14 protein-coding genes are annotated in these 16,967 nt (G+C 72.2%); 6 read left to right on the top strand and 8 right to left on the bottom strand.

Going from position 1 to position 16,967, the window contains the following annotated elements; translation table 11 throughout:
- Window positions 1-29 precede the first annotated feature (29 nt).
- Window positions 30-1,505, top strand: a complete 1,476-nt coding sequence (locus QRY02_RS08505) for an RICIN domain-containing protein (RefSeq protein ID WP_285990941.1) — start codon at window positions 30-32, stop codon at window positions 1,503-1,505.
- 28 nt (window positions 1,506-1,533) lie between these two features.
- On the opposite strand, the gene QRY02_RS08510 is transcribed toward QRY02_RS08505, so the two are convergent.
- Window positions 1,534-2,682, bottom strand: coding sequence for a polysaccharide deacetylase family protein (locus QRY02_RS08510; protein ID WP_285990942.1), 1,149 nt, complete (start codon window positions 2,680-2,682; stop codon window positions 1,534-1,536).
- A gap of 134 nt (window positions 2,683-2,816) precedes the next feature.
- Window positions 2,817-3,989: an epoxide hydrolase family protein gene (locus QRY02_RS08515; RefSeq protein ID WP_285990943.1), complete on the bottom strand. Its 1,173-nt coding sequence runs from the start codon at window positions 3,987-3,989 to the stop codon at window positions 2,817-2,819.
- 82 nt (window positions 3,990-4,071) lie between these two features.
- Here QRY02_RS08515 and QRY02_RS08520 point away from each other — a divergent pair, with 82 nt between their 5' ends.
- Entirely contained in the window at window positions 4,072-4,635 is a 564-nt protein-coding gene (locus QRY02_RS08520) for a CGNR zinc finger domain-containing protein (protein ID WP_285990944.1), read from the top strand.
- A 6-nt stretch (window positions 4,636-4,641) separates the two neighbouring features.
- Here QRY02_RS08520 and QRY02_RS08525 read toward each other — a convergent pair whose 3' ends face one another.
- Window positions 4,642-6,330, bottom strand: a complete 1,689-nt coding sequence (locus QRY02_RS08525; RefSeq protein WP_285990945.1) for a hydrogenase maturation protein — start codon at window positions 6,328-6,330, stop codon at window positions 4,642-4,644.
- A gap of 637 nt (window positions 6,331-6,967) precedes the next feature.
- Between QRY02_RS08525 and QRY02_RS08530 the strand changes: the two genes are divergently transcribed.
- On the top strand, window positions 6,968-9,838 hold the full coding sequence (locus tag QRY02_RS08530) for an AfsR/SARP family transcriptional regulator (RefSeq protein WP_285990946.1): 2,871 nt from the start codon (window positions 6,968-6,970) through the stop codon (window positions 9,836-9,838).
- On the opposite strand, the gene QRY02_RS08535 is transcribed toward QRY02_RS08530, so the two are convergent.
- From QRY02_RS08535 to QRY02_RS08555, 5 genes are all read right to left on the bottom strand, one after another.
- Complete coding sequence (locus QRY02_RS08535) at window positions 9,811-10,284, bottom strand: S26 family signal peptidase (protein ID WP_285990947.1); 474 nt, start codon at window positions 10,282-10,284, stop codon at window positions 9,811-9,813. The two genes, QRY02_RS08530 and QRY02_RS08535, sit on opposite strands and share 28 nt — an antisense overlap.
- Window positions 10,284-12,074, bottom strand: coding sequence for an ABC transporter ATP-binding protein (locus QRY02_RS08540; protein WP_285990948.1), 1,791 nt, complete (start codon window positions 12,072-12,074; stop codon window positions 10,284-10,286). Before QRY02_RS08540 ends, QRY02_RS08535 begins: the two co-directional genes overlap by 1 nt.
- On the bottom strand, window positions 12,071-12,562 hold the full coding sequence (locus tag QRY02_RS08545; RefSeq protein WP_285990949.1) for a TlpA family protein disulfide reductase: 492 nt from the start codon (window positions 12,560-12,562) through the stop codon (window positions 12,071-12,073). Before QRY02_RS08545 ends, QRY02_RS08540 begins: the two co-directional genes overlap by 4 nt.
- 12 nt (window positions 12,563-12,574) lie before the next feature.
- Entirely contained in the window at window positions 12,575-13,108 is a 534-nt protein-coding gene (locus tag QRY02_RS08550) for a MauE/DoxX family redox-associated membrane protein (protein WP_285990950.1), read from the bottom strand.
- Between the two features lie 66 nt (window positions 13,109-13,174).
- A complete protein-coding gene (locus tag QRY02_RS08555) occupies window positions 13,175-13,318 on the bottom strand; it encodes a hypothetical protein (RefSeq protein WP_285990951.1) in 144 nt (47 codons plus the stop codon).
- A 198-nt stretch (window positions 13,319-13,516) separates the two neighbouring features.
- Between QRY02_RS08555 and QRY02_RS08560 the strand changes: the two genes are divergently transcribed.
- The 3 genes from QRY02_RS08560 (at window position 13,517) to rfbA (ending at window position 16,915) form a co-directional block, all read left to right on the top strand.
- Complete coding sequence (locus QRY02_RS08560; protein ID WP_285990952.1) at window positions 13,517-14,365, top strand: SCO6745 family protein; 849 nt, start codon at window positions 13,517-13,519, stop codon at window positions 14,363-14,365.
- 361 nt (window positions 14,366-14,726) lie between these two features.
- Complete coding sequence (locus QRY02_RS08565; protein WP_285990953.1) at window positions 14,727-16,037, top strand: activator-dependent family glycosyltransferase; 1,311 nt, start codon at window positions 14,727-14,729, stop codon at window positions 16,035-16,037.
- Complete coding sequence (gene rfbA / locus QRY02_RS08570; protein ID WP_285990954.1) at window positions 16,034-16,915, top strand: glucose-1-phosphate thymidylyltransferase RfbA; 882 nt, start codon at window positions 16,034-16,036, stop codon at window positions 16,913-16,915. Before QRY02_RS08565 ends, rfbA begins: the two co-directional genes overlap by 4 nt.
- The last annotated feature ends 52 nt before the right edge of the window (window positions 16,916-16,967 follow it).

The raw sequence follows: 16,967 nt of genomic DNA on the forward strand, positions 1-16,967 counted from the left end.
CCCGCGCGGCAAAGGGAAAGGAACCCAGGATGTCCAGCTCACCGCACCGGCTCCCGAGGGAACAGGCGAACCGGCCGCTCGCTCTGCTCGTCGTCCTGCTCACCGTCCTGGCCGGCGTGCTGGTGCCCGCGGTCCGGGCGCAGGCGGCGGTGAACACGTTCACCCTCGGCGCCACGCGGTACGACACCGCCGGCCGCGCGCTGCAGCTGCACGGCATGGGCATCGTGCAGGTCGGCACCACCTGGTACGGCTTCGGTGAGGACAAGACCGGGCAGACCACGGCCAACACCGCGTTCCAGGACATCCCCTGCTACACGTCGACCGATCTGGCGAACTGGACCCACCAGGGGATCGCGCTGGCGAAACAGGCCAGTGGCGACCTCGGGCCGAACCGCATCGTGGAACGGCCCAAGGTGCTCTACAACGCCACCACCCGGATGTACGTGATGTACCTGCACATCGACAACACGAGCTACTCCGACCAGCGGGTCGGCGTGGCGACCAGCCCCACGCCGTGCGGGCCGTACAGCTACCGGGGGAGCTTCCAGCCGCTGGGCAACCAGAGCCGCGACATCGGCTTGTTCCAGGACACCGACGGGTCGGCGTACCTGATGAGCGAGAACGCCGGCCGCAGCCTCCGCATCTACCGGCTGTCCGCGGACTACACGACGGTGGCGAGCGCGGTGGCGACGCTGCCCAACTACGAGTCCCCGGCCGTGATCAAGGTCGGCGGGACGTACTACCTGCTGGCGTCCCACCTGACCGGGTGGGCCACCAACGACAACGTGTACGCGACCGCGTCGTCGATGGCCGGACCCTGGTCGGCGTTCCGGAACTTCGCGGCGGCGGGCACGAACACCTACAACAGCCAGACCGCGAACATCATCACGGTCCAGGGCAGCTCGGCGACCACCTACATCTACGCGGGCGACCGCTGGACGGGCAACGCCATGGGCAATTCGCCGCTGATCTGGCTGCCGCTCACGATCCGCGGTACGACGGTCAACCTGGGCCAGTACCCGAGCTGGAGCCTCGACGCCGACGCGGGGACGTGGTCGGCGAATTCCGGCCTGCCCACCGCCGGCACGCACGTGCTGAAGAACGCCAACAGCGGAATGGTCATGGACGCCTCGGGTGCCTCCACGGCGGCCGGCGGCAAGATCATCCAGTGGCCGGCGCACGGGGGCACCAACCAGCAATGGCGGTTGACGAAGGTGTCCGACAACGTCTTCACGGTGGTCAACGTCAACAGCGGGCTGTGCCTCGACGTCCCGGACGGGTCCACGGCGAACGGCGTCCAGCTGCAGCAGTGGACCTGCACCGGTACCGCCGGCCAGCAGTGGGCCGCGGACCTGGTGGGCAGCCTCACCGGCAGCCAGTACGTCCTGGAAAACGTCGGCAGCGGCCTCGTGATCGGGGTGGCCGGGTCGTCCACCGCGAGCGGTGCGCAGGTCAGCCAGCTCGGCGGGTCGGGCGCCTCGAGCCAGGTGTGGACGGTCTCCTGAGCCGGCCGGCGAGCCGCCCGCTTCCGCCTCAGCCGGCTTGGGCGGGCGGCATCGACCGGAACTGGTCCAGGACGCCCGCGTTCTGCAGCGACATCCACTTCGTGACTTCCGCGTAGGTCGCGCAGACCGTCTCGGGTTTGGTGCACACCTCGCCCATGAAGCCTTCGGCGGCCCGGGAGAACGCCCCGCCGGCCCAGTCGTTGAAGTGGTTGCCGATGACGAGCGGGGCGCGGTTGCCGTCGAAGGCGGCGCGGTAGGCGCCGCGGTAGGTCTCGAGGGTGGCCTGGGTGTACTGCTCGGCGTGGGACGGGTCGTTCTTGGCGTGGTTGAACTGGTACCACAGGTTGTAGTCCATCATGATGACCTTCTTGTGCAGCGCGGGCACCTTCACGTACGGCATCCAGAACTCCCGGATGCCGTCGATGTCGGTGGGCCACTTGACGCCGTCCGACGGCTGGCTGGAGTCGAAGGTGTAGCCGGCGTCGCGCATGGCGGGAAAGGCCGCGGCCCAGTTGCCTTCGAGGCACGGCGTCCGGCCGCCGGTGACGTCCTTGGCGGACAGGTGCAGTCCGAGGCGCTCGCGGGCGTCGTCGACGAAGCGGCTGAACTGGCCGATTTCGGCGGTCCAGCCCGCCGCGGTCCAGCGGCCGACGCTCGGCTCGGCGCCGGTGCAGAAGTGCCCGTTGTAGTGCGTGCCGATCTGGTGCCCCGCGGCGACGGCGGTGTTGAGGTCCTGGACGCGGGTGGCGACTTCCCCGGCACTGCCGCCGAAGCCGATCGAGGCCCCGCCCGGCTTGTGGCCGGGCCCGGTGTAACGCGCCCGCTGCTCGTCGGTCAGCAGGTAGATGCCCGAGAGGAACCCGCTGAAGTGCGCGTTGACGGACTTGGCGAGGGCGAGGTAGCGGCTCCAGTGGTCGTGCGAGCCGGCACCGTCGAAGGAGAAGAGCACGAACTGCGGGGGCTTTTCGCCCGGGCGCAGCGGGCGCATCCACGCCGGTTCCTTGCTGACCGGAGGGGCGGTGGTGGCCGCGGCGGTGGGCGAACCACTGATCGCCCGGCCGGGCGCGGCGGGGCTGTCGTCGAGGGAGATGATCAGGACGCCGGCCAGCACGAGGGCGAGGGTGACCGTCAACCAGGTACCCGGCCGCCGCACCAGCCGTGACGAGCGAGAACCCATCGAAGACACCTCCCCCTATTACGCACCGTCATAGGCAGGACGCGGGGTGGCCGATCCGGGTGCATCGGAGTGAGATCCGTAACCCACACGCAACCCAGTCGACGCACGCGGAGTCACCCCCGTGCCGGCCGCGGTCACCGGTCGGCGGCCAGCACGGCCGCGAGGCCTTCCCGCAGGTCCTCGACGAAGTACCCGGGAACCTCCAGCGAGGGGAAGTGCCCCCCGGCCTCGGGTGACCGCCAGCGGACGATCCGCCGGTACCGCTGCTCCGCCCAGGGGCGCGGGTACTTCTCGATGTCGCGGGGGTACATCGTGATGGCCGACGGGACGTCGACCCGGAGTTCCGGGTCCAGCGAGTTGTGGCTTTCGTAGTAGATCCGGGCCGCCGACGCGCCGGTCCGCGTCAGCCAGTACAGGGTGACGTCGTCGAGGATGCGGTCCCGGGAAATCGTCTCGAAGGGGCTGTCTTCGGTGTCCGACCACTCGGCGAACTTGTCGAGGATCCAGGCGAGCAGCCCGACCGGTGAGTCGACGAGCGAATAGCCGATGGTCTGCGGCCGGGTGGCCTGCTGCTTCGCGTACGCCGCGCGGTGGCGCCAGAAGTGGCGGGTTTCCTCGGCCCACTCGCGTTCGACCGCCGTCAGCCCGTCCGTGGTCAACCCGGGCGGGCCCTCCGCGAACGTGGTGTGGATGCCCAGAACGTGCTCCGGGAACCTGCCGCCGAGCACCGTGGTGATGTTGCCGCCCCAGTCGCCGCCGTGGGCGGCGAACCTCGGATAGCCGAGCCGGTCCATCAGCTCCACCCACGCGGCCGCGATCTTTTCGGTTCCCCAGCCGGTGGTGGCCGGCTTGTCGCTGTAACCGAAGCCCGGCAGCGACGGGACCACGACGTGGAACGCCGGCGCGTCGGCCGCTTCCGGATCGGCCAGTTCGGCCACGACGTCGACGAACTCGGCGATGCTGCCCGGCCAGCCGTGCGTCAGGATCAGCGGCGTGGCGTCCGCGCGCGGGGACCGGCGGTGCAGGAAGTGGATGCCCAGCCCGTCGATGGTCGTGCGGAACTGGCCGATCCGGTCGAGGCGGTCTTCGAACGACCGCCAGTCGTACCCCGTGCGCCAGTAGTGCACGACGTCGACGAGGTCGGCGAGGGGAACGCCCTGGTCCCATCGGCCGGCGCCGGACGCGGCGTGCCGGACCGTCTCGGCCTCCGGCAGCCGCGCCGCGGCCAGCCGTGCGCGCAGATCGTCGAGGTCGGCGTCGGTGGCGCGGGCTTCGAATGCTCGTACGTCGGTGGTGAGACGGGACATGAGACCTCCTGGTCATCGCGGAACCGGCTAAGACGGTTCTAACATGTCGTCCGCCCGCCAGGCAACCGGCTAAGGTGGTTCCATGCGTGCTGGGTTCCCCGACTTCCGCCTCGGTGCCGTGCTGGCGACCAGCTTCACGGCGACGTTGACCGAGCGCCGCGGCGACGCCGTGGAGCGCATTCCCACACCGCAGCGGCTCGTCGACTGGCTGGCCGTGAGCGGCCTCGCCGTGGAGTCCTGCACCGCCGCCCAGCTCGGCCTCGCCCGCGAACTGAGGGAGTCGATCCACGCCGCCGCGACCGCGGCGGCGACCCGGGACACGCTCCCGGCGGCCGCGGTCCAGGTCATCAACGACCGCAGCGTTCAGGGCCAGGCCTCGGCCGTCCTGACGCCTGAAGGCCATCGGCGATGGCAGCTCGGCTCGGCGTCCGGTGTGGAGGACGCCCTCGGCGTGATCGCCGCCGACGCGATCAGCATCATCGCGGGCGAACGGGACGGGAAATTGGCTTTGTGCGCCTCACCGACCTGCCGGGCCGCCTTCTTCGACACCAGCCAAAGCCGCACGCGCAAATGGTGTGACATGAACACGTGCGGGAATCGCCAGAAGAAAGCGCGCTTCAACGCCAATCAGCGCAAAAACTCCTGACTCCGATCAGCTGACGGGCGCCATCCGGGGGTCGGGCAGGCGAGGTGCTTCCGGCACGGCCGGGCCGGTGGGCCGGCCGGTGAGGAAGGCGCGCCTGGTGCGGGCGAAGCCGTGGCGGTCGTCGAAGATGTCGTGGCTCATTTCGGCGAGTTCCCGGATCCGGTAGGTCTCCAGGGGTCTGCGGTGTTCGTCGGCGTCCCGGGTCTCGCGTTTGCGGCCGAGCAGGGCGGCCGCGTGGCCGCCGGCGGCCAGTTCGGTGGCGTAGTCCAGCACGGTCGCGAGGAATGCCGCGCGGTCGCCGCCGGCGAGCTGGTCGATGAGCCCGACCTCGGCCGCGTCGGCGGCGGTGATCGGTTCGCACCGGGTGGTCAGCCGGTGTGCCTGGGCCTCGCCGACCCGGTGAGGCAGCACGTAGGTCCAGTATTCCGAGCCGTAGAGGCCCATTTTCCGGTAGTGCGGGTTGAGCAGGACGCCGTCGCGGGCGATCACCTTGTCCGCGCCGAGAGCCAGCATCACCCCGCCGGCGCCCGCGTCGCCGGCGAGCGCGGAGACGACGATCTGGCCGGAGCAGGCGATGATCTCCCGGCAGAGGTCGTCGATCGCGGTGATGTTCCGCCAGGCTTCCGCCGCGGGATCCGGGTGGGCGTCGATGACACCCAGGTGCAGGCCGTTGGAGAACACCTCGCCGCCGGCCAGGACCAGGACGGCGGTGTCCTGCGCGGCGGCGTAGCGCACGGCCGTGGCGAGCCGGCGGCACTGGGTGGTGGACATCGCGCCGTTGTAGAACGCGAAGTCCACCAAGCCGACCTTGCCCACCTGGCGGTAGCCGATTTCCCGGAGGTGCGGCGGGCCGGCGATCCGGGGGACCTCGCCGACGCTGTCCCCGAGAGCGAGAACGGCCGGCAGCTTGACCGCCGTGCCGGGGGCTTCGGGTGCCAGCCGCCGCGCGTGCCCGATCCACAGGGCGCCGTCGCCGGTCCGGACCAGCACGGCACCCTGCCGTCGTCCGGCGATGGTGCCGGGCTCGCCGGGCGAAGCGTCGCCGGGCTGGGCGTCGAACACCGCGACCGGCACCCCGGCCAGCTCGGTGTGCACCCCGGGACGGCCGTCCGCGGCGCGGATGCGGCGCAGGACGTGGTCGGTCGGGTCACCCCAGGAGAAGGCTCGGTCGGCCTGCCGGACCAGGGGACGGACGGCGTCCACCCGGCGGTCCTGGCGACGCGGCGTGAACCCGGGGTCTTCGGCCTTGCTCACGACCTCGCCGATCAGGCTCAGCGCGGCGTCGGACACTTCGGTGTTGTAGAGGGTGCTCTTGCGCGGCGGATCGGCCGGCATCCGGAACACCCGGGTGCCCCAGATCGGCCCGCCGTCGAGGTCCCCGGTCGCCTGCAGGGCCGTGACGCCCCAGGTGGGCTCGGCGTCCATGATCGCCCAGTCGAGCGCGGACGGGCCGCGGTCCCCTTCCGGGCCCGGATGGATGATGATCGTGCGGTAGCGGCGCCAGACCACGTCCGGAACCCGCCGGCGCAGGAACGGGCAGATGATCAATTCGGGATCGGTGGCCGCGGCCGCCGCGGCGATCTCCTGCGGATCGTGCACGATCCGGACCGTGACGCGGTGGCCGCGGGCGCGCAGGCCGAGCCAAGCGCGCTGACTGAGTCCGTTGAACGCCGAGCACAGCAGCAAGATTTTCAACGGGCCTCCGCTCGTTGATACCTTTTTTGATGTCGGGACGACGGGACGACCGGTTGACGGTACCCGAAGCAGTGCCGCCCGCGACGCGGCCAACGGGGTACCCGCATTCGGCCAACCGGGCCGTTCGGGCGGGTATTGCATATCCGGTGCGTTGATTGATCTCCGTTCGAAACAATCCTTTACGGCGGCGGTACGGAGATATTTCTCCCACGGGCCCGGCCGGTGGCGAGCGGCCCTCGAACCGGTCGAAGTGGACAATCAGCGGGAAGTCTCCGCCGCCGGTTCCTCGGCGTCGTGAGCCCGGCGCTCGAAGGTTGCCCGCTCCGGGGAACGATCTTATCTTTCGGTTAAGCGCGAAACGTTTTCGCGTTGGTTGACGGTGCTCGAGCGCCGCTGGCAGCGTCGCGCATGGCGAGAGTGGCCGCCCCGGCTGGGGAACGCGGCGGTGGTGCACTTTCGGTACGGGGCCGGACTTTTCTGGGGAAGGCGGACGCCCGCATGACGAACCACGGTGAACCGAAGTGGGCGGGACCTCCGGCCTCGGCCTGCGCGCGAGTGCCCGTGCCGGACTGCGCCCGGATCGGGGAACCGCTGCCTGGGTGGTCGTGACACGATCTCGAAAGGTTCGGGCAGGGGATTGCTGGAAGCCACTGTCCTCGGTCCCGTCGGCGCGCGGGTCCACGGAACACCGGTACCGATCAAGGGACGGCTGGGGCGTACGGTCCTCGCCGTGCTGGCGCTGGCCTGCCGGCAGCCGGTGTCGGTGGAACGGCTGATCGACGCCCTGTGGGGCGAGCTGCCGCCGGCGACCGCGCGGACCCAGGTGCACATCCAGGTGTCCAAGCTCCGTGCCGCGCTCGACCGGGCGGGCGCCGCCGGAGCCGTGGTCACCGTGGCGAGCGGGTACCTGCTGGACTGCCTGGTCGACGTCGACGAAGTGCGGCGGCTGCTGAGCACGGCGCGGGCGGCCGGGGATCCCGCGGACGCGGCCGGCCTGCTGCGGTCCGCGCTCGACCGGTGGGCCGGCACGCCGCTGGGCGGGGTGACCCCGTACCTGGCCGGGGCGGAGCTGCTCCGGCTGGACGAGCTGCGGATGTGCCTGGTCGAGGAGTGGATCGACGCGGAGCTCGCCTGCGGGCGGGCCGCGCGGCTGCTGCCCGAGCTGAGCGCGCTGGTGCAGGCGCACCCCCTGCGCGAAGGCCTGCACCAGCGGCGGATGCTGGCGCTGCACCGCGCTGGGCGGCGGGCCGACGCGCTGGCGGCGTTCCACGAGGCCAGGCGCGTGCTGCGGGACGAGCTGGGGGTGGATCCGTCCCGGGAACTGCTCGCGCTGGAGGCGGAGGTCCTCGCCGTCGAGGCGCCTCCGGCGGCGACCGTGGTGCCCGCCCAGCTGCCGCCGCGGACCTCCGGGTTCGCCGGGCGCGCCGCGGAGTCGGCCGCGATCAGGGCCGCGGTGGCGCGCCGGAGCGACGCACCACCGCTGGTGCTGGTCACCGGGATGCCCGGGATCGGCAAGACGGCGCTGGCCGTGCACGCGGGCGCGGCGTCGGTGCACGCCTACCCCGACGGGCAGCTCTACGCCGACCTGCGGGGTGCCGATGCCCGGCCGGCCGCACCGCACGACATCCTCGCCGGCTTCCTGCGCGCGCTGGGTGTGCCGGCGCGGTCGATGCCGGCCACCGTCGAGGAGCGCACGGCCGAGTTCCGCAGCCGCACGGCGGGCAAGCGGGTGCTCGTGTTGCTCGACAACGCCGCCACCGCCTGGCAGATCGAGCCGCTCCTGGCCGCCGATCCGGGCTGCGCCACGATCGTGACCAGCCGGTCCGTGCTGCCCGAGGTCGAGTCGGCGGTCCGGGTGCCGCTCGGGCCGCTGCCGGACGAGGTGGCCGGGACGGTGCTGGCGAACGTCGCGGGCGCGGCCCGGCTGGATGACGGCGACGGCGATGGCACGGTCGCCGCGGTGATCCAGGCGTGCGGGGGTGTGCCGCTCGCGTTGCGGATCGCCGGGGCACAGCTCGCCGCGTACCCCAAGCTCAGCGTCGCGGAGCTGGCCGCGCGGCTGTCCGACGAGTCGAGGCGGATGCGGGAGCTGGTGGCCGGGCAGCGCAGCGTGCGGGACAGTCTCGACACCAGCTTCCGGTTGCTGGACCGGGAGGGGCGGGCCGCGATGCTGGCGCTGGCGGCGATCGGAGCGCCGACGTTCACCGGCTGGCCGCTCGCGCCCGTGCTCGACGTGCCGCTCGCCCGCACCGGCGAGGTGCTGGCGCACCTGTGCGCGATGAACCTGCTCGACCAGGCCGGCCCGGGGCGCGACGGGGTGCCCCGCTACCGGATGCACGACCTCGTGCGGGCCTACTGCCGGACGGTCGGCCCGTCGCTCGACGCGGGTCCGGTGAACCGGCTGGCCGGCTGGGCGGTCGCGCTGACCAGGCACGCCTACGAAGGCATTTTGGGCACACCGGCCGGTTACACCGTGCTCGCCGAGACCGCCGCGCCGATCGGCCGGAACGTGGCGGCGCGCGTGGTGAAGGAGCCGCTGTCGTGGGTGGGCGCGGACGTCGACGTCCTGCTCGCCGTGTTCGCCCTGGCCGTGCGCGGCGGCCTGCTCCGTCCCGCGGCGGCGCTGCTGCTGGTGCTGCGGGCGCCGCTCGTGCGGCTCGACCTGTACGACCACGGCGCCCGGGCGGCCGCGCGGCTGACGACCGTCGCCGGCCAGGACCCGGTGGTGCGGGTGACCGCGGCGCTGGTCACGGCGACGGCGCGGATGCACCGCAGCCGGTACGCCGACGTCGTCGCCATCCTGGACGAGGTGCCGCTGCGAGACGTCGACTTCGCGCTGCGGGCGGAGGTGCTGACCAAGCTGGGCGACGCGTACGAGCGGTGTGGCGACTGGCACCGCGCGATCACCGCCGTGCGCGAGGCGGTCGTGTGCTTCCGGAAGTCCGGCAACCTGGCGGGGATGTCGGGCTGCCACGGCACGCTCGCCGCCCTGTACCGGGACCACCTCGGCGACCTCTGCGCGGCGACGGTGCACGGCGCGAAGGCCTTGCGGCTGGCCGACGCCGCCGGCGAATGGAAGACCTGCGCCCAGGTGCGGCTCGTGGCCGTGCGCACCGCACTGGCCTGCGGCGACCCGGCGGCCGCGGTCAGCCTCGCCGGACAGGCCCGCGTCCTGTCGGAGCAGCACGGCGACCCGATCGGCCGGACGTGGTGCCTCACCGCCGAAGCCGACGCCCACCGCGCGAACGGCGACCTGCCCGCCGCCCGGAGATCCGCGGACCGCGCGCTGGGCCTGGCCCGCCGGATTCGCCGTCCGGACGCCGAGTCGGCCGCGCTGCTCGCCCTGGCCTCGATCGAGCTGGCCGCCGGCGACCGGGCCGCCGCCCGCCGCATCGCGCACGAGTCCCTGCGTCTGCAGGACCGGTTCGACAGCCCGGTCGAACGCGTCGGGGTGGAGCGGGTGCTGGCGGAGATCGACTGTCAGCTGCCTTCCGGCGCGGGCCGGTGAGGGACCACGCCGGCCACGCCGGCGAGGTCGATGTAGCCGAGCTGGCGGGAATCCTCGCTGTGGCCGGCGTTGTCGCCGACGACCACCACGCGGCCTGCCGGGACGATCGCGTGGTCCGCCGGCAGCCAGGCGGGGACCGGGTCGCCGGCGACCGCGGCGATCCGCTTGATGCGCCAGGCGACATCGATGGTCGCGGTGACATCCGGGGCTTCGCCCCGGGCCGGGGGCTCCGCCACCCGGACCCCCGAAAGAGATGCACGGGAGGGCGGCCGGAAAACGATGATGTCACCCACGCGGTAGTGCCGTCGCCTGGTCGCGATCACCCGCTCGCCGTCCCGGAAGGTCGGGGACATGCTGTGACCCCAGACGCGGGCGACCACGTACCGCCGCCGCAGCACGATCAGCACGGCCGGCAACACCAGCACGACCACCGCGAGCCCGGTCATCACGCCTCCGCCATCGCATATCCCTTGGCCTGCAACGAGAACAGCCGGGCGTACTCGCCGCCCGCGGTGAGCAGCTCGTCGTGGGTGCCCTGTTCGGCCACCTGGCCGTCGCCGAGCACGACGATCCGGTCCGCGCCGCGCAGGGCGGACAGGCGGTGGGAGATCAGCACGCTCGTCCGGCCGGCCCGGTGGGCGCGCAGTGCCTCGTGGGTCCGGGTTTCGGCGTCGGCGTCCATGCCGGAGCTGGGTTCGTCGAGGATGAGCAGATCGGCTTGGTCGCGCATGAGCGACCGGGCCAGCGCCACGCGCTGCCACTGGCCGCCGGACAGCGCCGCCCCGGCCTTGTCGTCGACGTCGAGGAAGGCCCGGGACAACAGGGTTTCGTAGCCGCGCGACAACCCCGACAGCGCCGAGTCGATCTCGGCCAGGCGGGCCGCCGCGCGAACGCGGTCGAGATCGCCGAGGCGGGTCACGTCGCCGATGCCGATGTTGTCGGCCGCGGTCAGGTCGTAGCTGGTGAAGTCCTGGAAGGTGGCACCGAGGCGGGCTCGCAACGCGGCCGGGTCGTAGCTGCGGATGTCCACGCCGTCCCACAGGATCCGGCCGCGGTCGGGGTCGTAGAAGCGGCACAGCAGCTTCACGAGGGTCGACTTGCCCGCGCCGTTCACCCCGACCAGCCCGACCGCGGCACCGGCGGGGATGACCAGGTCGATCCCGCGCAGCACCCACGGACCGGCCGGGTCGTACCGGAACCACACGTCACGCAGTTCGATGCCGGTCGTCAGCCCGGGCACGGTGGCCGTCCCGGACGTCAGGTCGGGTTCGGTCGTGACGACGTCGAGGTAGTGCCGGAACAGGCCGAGCGAGCCACCGGCCCGGCCGAGCTGGCCCAGCAGCGCGCCCACCGGTGACTGGATGCCGGCCACCGCGGCGGTGAAGAGGGTGACGTCACCGATGGACAGCGACCCCCGGGCGGCGCCGGTCGCGGCGACCACGAGGGCGATGCCGGCCACCACCGCCGACACGACCGCGGCGGCGATCCCGGCGGCGGCGATCCGGCGCTGCATGGCGCATTCGCTGGCCGTGGCCGCGCGGACGGCGGTCACCATGCGCGCCCGGAACAGGTCCGCGAGGCCGAAGAGCCGGATCTCCTTGGCCGCCCGGATGTCCGAGCACAGCGAGCGGAACAGGAACCGCTGGCGCTGGGTGGCCATCATCGCCTCGGTCTCCCGCGCGCGCAGGCGGGACAACGCCAGCTGGGAGATCGCCGCCGCCGCCAGTGACGCGGCGAGCAGCCCGGCCATCGGCGGCCACACGAGCAGGACCGCGCCGACGAACCCGAGCACCGCAATCAGTGCGCGCACCGCATCGACGGTCAGCGCCAGCACCGCCGGCGCCGCCTCCTGGGCGCCCTGCTCGGCCAGCCGCACCTTGTCGAGGAACGCCGGGTCCTCGAGTCGGCGCAGCCCGGGTAGCGCGCCGACCGCGCCGACCAGGCGGTCCTCCGCTTCGATCGCGGACTCGGCTCGCACGAGCGCGGCGCAGTAGGAGGCGACGGCGGCGATCGCGGCCGTGGCGGCGAGACCGGCCGCCGAGCCGCCGGCCAGCAGCACGATCAGGCCACGGTCCCGGCCGCCGGCCAGCTCGTCGAACAGCAGCTTTCCCAGCCACGCCGAGACCGCCGGCACGGCCGAGGCGAGCACCGCCAGCGCGACCGAGGTGCCGGTGGCCACCCGCGACGCGCGCCAGGCGATGCCGAACGCGGGGCCCGCCGCACGGAACAGGTTCATCGGACCAGCTGCGGACGCATGGCGTCGAGGTCGTGGCCGGCGGCGGCGATCCGCCCGTTCCGGACACGGATCAAGGTCGGGGTGACGTCGCCCGCGTTGAACGCGGCCGACACCGGGCTGCGGTCGCCGACGAAGACGACGCGCACCGCGGAGCCCAGCCCGGCCGCGTACTCGACGGCCTTGTCCCGGTCACCGCCGTCGAGGACGAACGCGACGGTCGGCTCGGTGAGCTTGCCGGCGATGCGCCGGCACGGCGCGCAGGTGGGCGACAGGAACGCGACGAGCACGTCGTCCAGCTCCTGGTCGGTGACGGTGCGGCCGTCGGTGTCGGTCACCTCGAACGCCCCGATCTCGGTGCCCACGGCGGGCAGCGCGGGTGTCGCCGGCCGGCGCTGCTCCCTGATCAGCCGGATCATCGCCGAGGACAGCAGGAGGTTGAGCACCGTCAGCACGGCCAGCACCGCGACCACGGCCACCAGGAACGACATGAGATACCTCTTTCAGCGATGGGCGGCGTCCGCCTTGCCGACCAGGCCGGCCAGGCTGTCCCAGTTGATCGCGACGAGCGCGGCGAACGCGCCGACGAGGGCGGCGGCCGCGCCGGTGTCGAGGCCGAGACCGGGCCCCGGTGGGACGACCAGAGCCGCGGCGGCCGACACGGCGAGGAGTGCGTTGCGGACGAGGTGGGCGCGGCCGAGGACCGCCCCGGAGCGGCCGAAGCAGCGGCAGGTGACGCGGCGGCCGAGCCGCATCGAACGGGCGATCGCGGCGCAGAACACGAGCATCACCGCCGTCGCCAGCCCGAGCCCGAGCCGGTGGGTGGGGGAGAACCCGACGAGCACGGCGACGGCCAGCTCGGCGACCGCGGTCCCGGCGGCCACCGGCAGCCAGCCCACCGGCGACCGGCCGAGCGGCGCCAGCGAATCCGCGAACTCCGCCAGCCGCGCCCGCCCGGCGAGCTTGCCGACGGCCGCGACCGCGAAAACGAGCCCGATCAGGACCCGGGCGGCGAGGACGAACTGGGCGTCGATCATGGTGAACCCCCTGGGGAACGCCTTTCCCGCCACGGGAACCGTGGCGGGAAAGGCACGGGTGCCGCGTTACCGGCAGTTGCCGACGCAGTCGTAGTGGAGGTAGACGGTCTTGCAGACCTGGCCGTGCTCGGGGATGCACGCGCCGGCCTTGACCTCGCGTAGGAACAGCCCCAGCAGCCGGTCACCCAGGGCGTTGATCATGCGAGCCATGATCACTCCTCTCAGTAGCGGGAATCGACCGGGAGATCGTGGCTCAGCGGCGCTATCCGTTCGCTATCGAGGAACTGTCGTCCGGGGGTGGTCCGGATGGCGGTACCCCGCCGGAGCCGAGGCGGATCGAGATCGGGCCGCGGTTCGCCGGGCGCGCGGAAGGCCCCCGCCGTACCGACTGGATGGTATGTTGACCGCGTGATCGAAGTGGCGCGCCGGACCTGGCGACTTCTCGAGCCGTACCACGGGATGATCTACTTCGCCCCGGAAGCCGCAGCCGCGTACGCGGAACTCGGTCTCACCGGCCGCGCCGGCTATTTCGCGTCGAGGTCGGCGGCGCTCGGCGCGGTCCCGGCACCGGTCGTGGTCGCGACCTTCTACAACTTCAACCCGGTCCTCGTCAGGGAGTCGATCACCACCGCCTGGTCCACCACCGATCCGGCCGCCGTCCTGGCCGCGCGTCACGGCGCGGCCGACCGGGCGTTGCGCGGCATCCTGGGTGACGCGATCACCTCGCCGGAGATGCGCAGGGCCGCCGCTCTCCTGCGTGAGGCCGCCGAGACGGTCGCCGACGACGTCACCGGCCGCCCGCTCTTCGCCGCCCACGCGGCCCTGCCGTGGCCCACCGAACCCCACCTGGTCCTGTGGCACGCCCAGACCCTGCTCCGGGAGTACCGCGGCGACGCGCACATCGCCGCCCTGCTGACGGCCCGGCTGAGCGGCGTCGAAGCCCTCATCACCCACGCGGCTTCGGGTGCCGTCCCCGCCGAGACCCTGCGCACCTCCCGGTCGTGGTCCGAAGAGGACTGGAACCGGGCCGTCACGGGGCTCCGCGAACGCGACTGGCTCACCGGCGACACGGACCTGACGTTCACGCCCGCGGGTGCGGCCCGCCGAGCGGAAATCGAGAAGGCGACCGACGAGAACAGCGTGACGCCCTACGCCCGGATCGGCGAGGCCGCCTGCGCCGAACTGCAGGAGCTGGTCCGCCCGTTCAGCCGGGCGCTCGCCGGGAAACTCATGCCCTGGGCGCTCGCCAGGCCGTAGCGGCACGGTAGCCCGCGCCGACGCTGCCGACCAGCACCGGCAGGGCGCCGAACCCCCTTCCGCCGCCCGGTTCCGCCGGGCAACCTCACGGACGCTGCCCGCCAGGCACCCCGCGCCGAAGACCGCCGGCGACCTTGCCACGTCCATCTCGAGACCACTGTGGACGAAAAGCGGTCCCGGCGTGAGAGCCGTACCGCACGCGTGGTGGCTTCCCTCCCCGTGTCTCGCCGGCGAGACAGTGCCGCGGTCGTTTTCCGAAGCGGGCAAGCATTTCCTTGAAACGGAACACGCGGCCGGGCTATAAAGAAACCGTCTCCGGGATGGGGCCTTTCCGACGGGGCATATCCGTGAGAGGAAATCCATGCGGGTTCTTTTTGTCACCTATGCGGCGAAGTCTCATTTCTACCCGATGGTTCCGCTGGCCTGGGCCCTGCGTTCGGCCGGGCACGAGGTCCGCGTCGCCAGTCAGCCCGAGCTGGCGCCGGTCGTGACCGGTGCGGGCCTGACCGCCGTCTCCGTCGGCCGGGACCACCAGTTGTGGCGGAGCGTCAACCGGTTCCTCGGCAAGCGGTTCGCCGAAGTCGATCCGGCGGCCCACGAAGCCGTGCGCGGCACCAGGATCCTTCCGTTCGACCTGGCCGAGAACGCGCCGGAGCGGCTGGACTGGGACCACCTCCACACCATGTACGACAACCTGGTGCGCACCTGGTACAAGCTCGTCAACAACACCATGGTCGACGAGCTGGCGGACTTCGCCGGCTGGTGGAAGCCCGACCTGGTCGTCTGGGAGCCCAACAGCTACGCAGGCGCCATCGCGGCGAAGCTGTGCGGTGCGGCGCACGGCCGGCTCCTGTCCGGAATGGACATCTTCGGCGTCACCCGCGACCGGTACCGGGAACTGCTGGAGAAACGGCCACCGGGCGAGCGCGCCGATCCGCTCGCCGAATGGCTGGACGCGAGGATCGGCAAGCACGGGGGCCGGTTCACCGAGGACCTGACCGTCGGCCAGTTCACCATCGACCAGCTGCCCGACACCCTGCGGATGACGGCCGGCCTGCGCTACTTGCGCATGCGTTTCCTGCCCTACAACGGCCAGGCGGTCGTGCCGTCCTGGTTGCGGCGCGAGCCGGACCGGCCGAGGGTGGCGCTCACCCTCGGCGTGACCGCGGGCGAACACTTCGGGGGACACGCCCTCGGCGTGCAGGAGCTCGTCGACTCGCTCGCCGACCTCGACATCGAGCTGGTCGCGACGGTGGGTGAGCCGGAAATCCGGAACCGCCTGCGGGTGCCAGCCAACACCACGGTGGTGCCCTCGGTGCCGCTGCACGCCCTGTTGCCGGGCTGCGCGGCGGCCGTGCACCACGCCGGGTTCGGCACGCTGTGCACGACGCTGTACTACGGTGTGCCCCCGCTGTCGGTGCCCGAGCGGTTCGACGAACCGCCGTTCGCCGGCCGGATCGCCGACCGGGGCGCCGGCCTCGCGTTGCCGATGGCCGGGGCCACCGGGGACCGGGTGCGTGAGCTGGTGGCGAGGCTGCTTTCCGAGCCGTCCTTCCGGCAGGGTGCGCAGCGGGTCCGGGACGAGCTGCTCGCGCTGCCCGCACCCGCCGAACTGGTGCCGGACCTGGAAAAGGTCGTCGCCGAAAACTCCGAGCGAATGGATTTCCGATGAAGGGCATCGTTTTGGCGGGCGGCAGTGGCACCCGCCTGTACCCGCTCACCCTGGCCACGTCGAAGCAGCTCCTCCCGGTCTACGACAAGCCGATGGCGTACTACCCGCTGTCGGTGCTGATGCTGGCCGGGATCCAGGACATCCTGATCATCTCGACGCCGGACAGCCTGCCGTCGCTGGCCGCCCTGTTCGGGGACGGCACGCAGCTCGGGCTCGACGTGAGCTACGCGGTGCAGCCCGAGCCACGCGGGATCGCCGACGCGTTCCTCGTCGGTGCCGGTCACGTGGCCGGGGACGATTGCGCGCTCGTGCTCGGCGACAACATCTTCCACGGCGCCGGTTTCGGCAGCCTGCTCCGGGACACGCGCAAGAACCTGGACGGGTGCACGCTCTTCGGCTACCCCGTTTCCGACCCCGGCCGCTACGGGATCGCCGAGGTCGACGAGCGCGGAAACCTCCTCTCGATCGAGGAGAAGCCGGCGCGGCCACGGTCGAACAACGCGGTCACCGGCCTGTACTTCTACGACTCGGACGTCGTCGAAATCGCCCGGAGCATCCGGCCTTCGGCCCGCGGCGAGCTGGAGATCACCGACGTCAACCGGGTCTACCTGGACGCGGGACGGGCGCGGATGGCCACCCTCGGCCGCGGCTTCACCTGGCTCGACGCGGGCACGCACCAGTCGCTGCTCGAGGCGGGGCAGTACGTCCAGGTGCTGGAAAACCGCCAGGGTGTCCGCGTTGCCTGTCTCGAGGAAATCGCGCTGCGCATGGGTTTCATCACCGCAGACGAGTGTCACGAGCTGGGGCGCAGGATGGCGAAGTCCCAGTATGGTCGCTACGTGATGGACGTCGCGAAGTCGTCCGGCAGCCGCGCGTAGGACCTCGTCCCGCCGGCGGGACGACGAGTCCCGCGCATCCGAACCATCCCCT

This window comes from Amycolatopsis sp. DG1A-15b, from assembly GCF_030285645.1.
GTDB lineage: Bacteria > Actinomycetota > Actinomycetes > Mycobacteriales > Pseudonocardiaceae > Amycolatopsis.

What these genes read in the sequence shown, in the direction of transcription:
- QRY02_RS08505 (WP_285990941.1), top strand. Translation starts at nt 30, where the DNA reads ATGTCCAGCTCACCGCACCGGCTCCCGAGGGAACAGGCGAACCGGCCG.
- QRY02_RS08510 (WP_285990942.1), bottom strand. Translation starts at nt 2,682, where the DNA reads ATGGGTTCTCGCTCGTCACGGCTGGTGCGGCGGCCGGGTACCTGGTTG.
- QRY02_RS08515 (WP_285990943.1), bottom strand. Translation starts at nt 3,989, where the DNA reads ATGTCCCGTCTCACCACCGACGTACGAGCATTCGAAGCCCGCGCCACC.
- QRY02_RS08520 (WP_285990944.1), top strand. Translation starts at nt 4,072, where the DNA reads ATGCGTGCTGGGTTCCCCGACTTCCGCCTCGGTGCCGTGCTGGCGACC.
- QRY02_RS08535 (WP_285990947.1), bottom strand. Translation starts at nt 10,284, where the DNA reads ATGACCGGGCTCGCGGTGGTCGTGCTGGTGTTGCCGGCCGTGCTGATC.
- QRY02_RS08540 (WP_285990948.1), bottom strand. Translation starts at nt 12,074, where the DNA reads ATGAACCTGTTCCGTGCGGCGGGCCCCGCGTTCGGCATCGCCTGGCGC.
- QRY02_RS08545 (WP_285990949.1), bottom strand. Translation starts at nt 12,562, where the DNA reads ATGTCGTTCCTGGTGGCCGTGGTCGCGGTGCTGGCCGTGCTGACGGTG.
- QRY02_RS08550 (WP_285990950.1), bottom strand. Translation starts at nt 13,108, where the DNA reads ATGATCGACGCCCAGTTCGTCCTCGCCGCCCGGGTCCTGATCGGGCTC.
- QRY02_RS08555 (WP_285990951.1), bottom strand. Translation starts at nt 13,318, where the DNA reads ATGGCTCGCATGATCAACGCCCTGGGTGACCGGCTGCTGGGGCTGTTC.
- QRY02_RS08565 (WP_285990953.1), top strand. Translation starts at nt 14,727, where the DNA reads ATGCGGGTTCTTTTTGTCACCTATGCGGCGAAGTCTCATTTCTACCCG.
- rfbA (WP_285990954.1), top strand. Translation starts at nt 16,034, where the DNA reads ATGAAGGGCATCGTTTTGGCGGGCGGCAGTGGCACCCGCCTGTACCCG.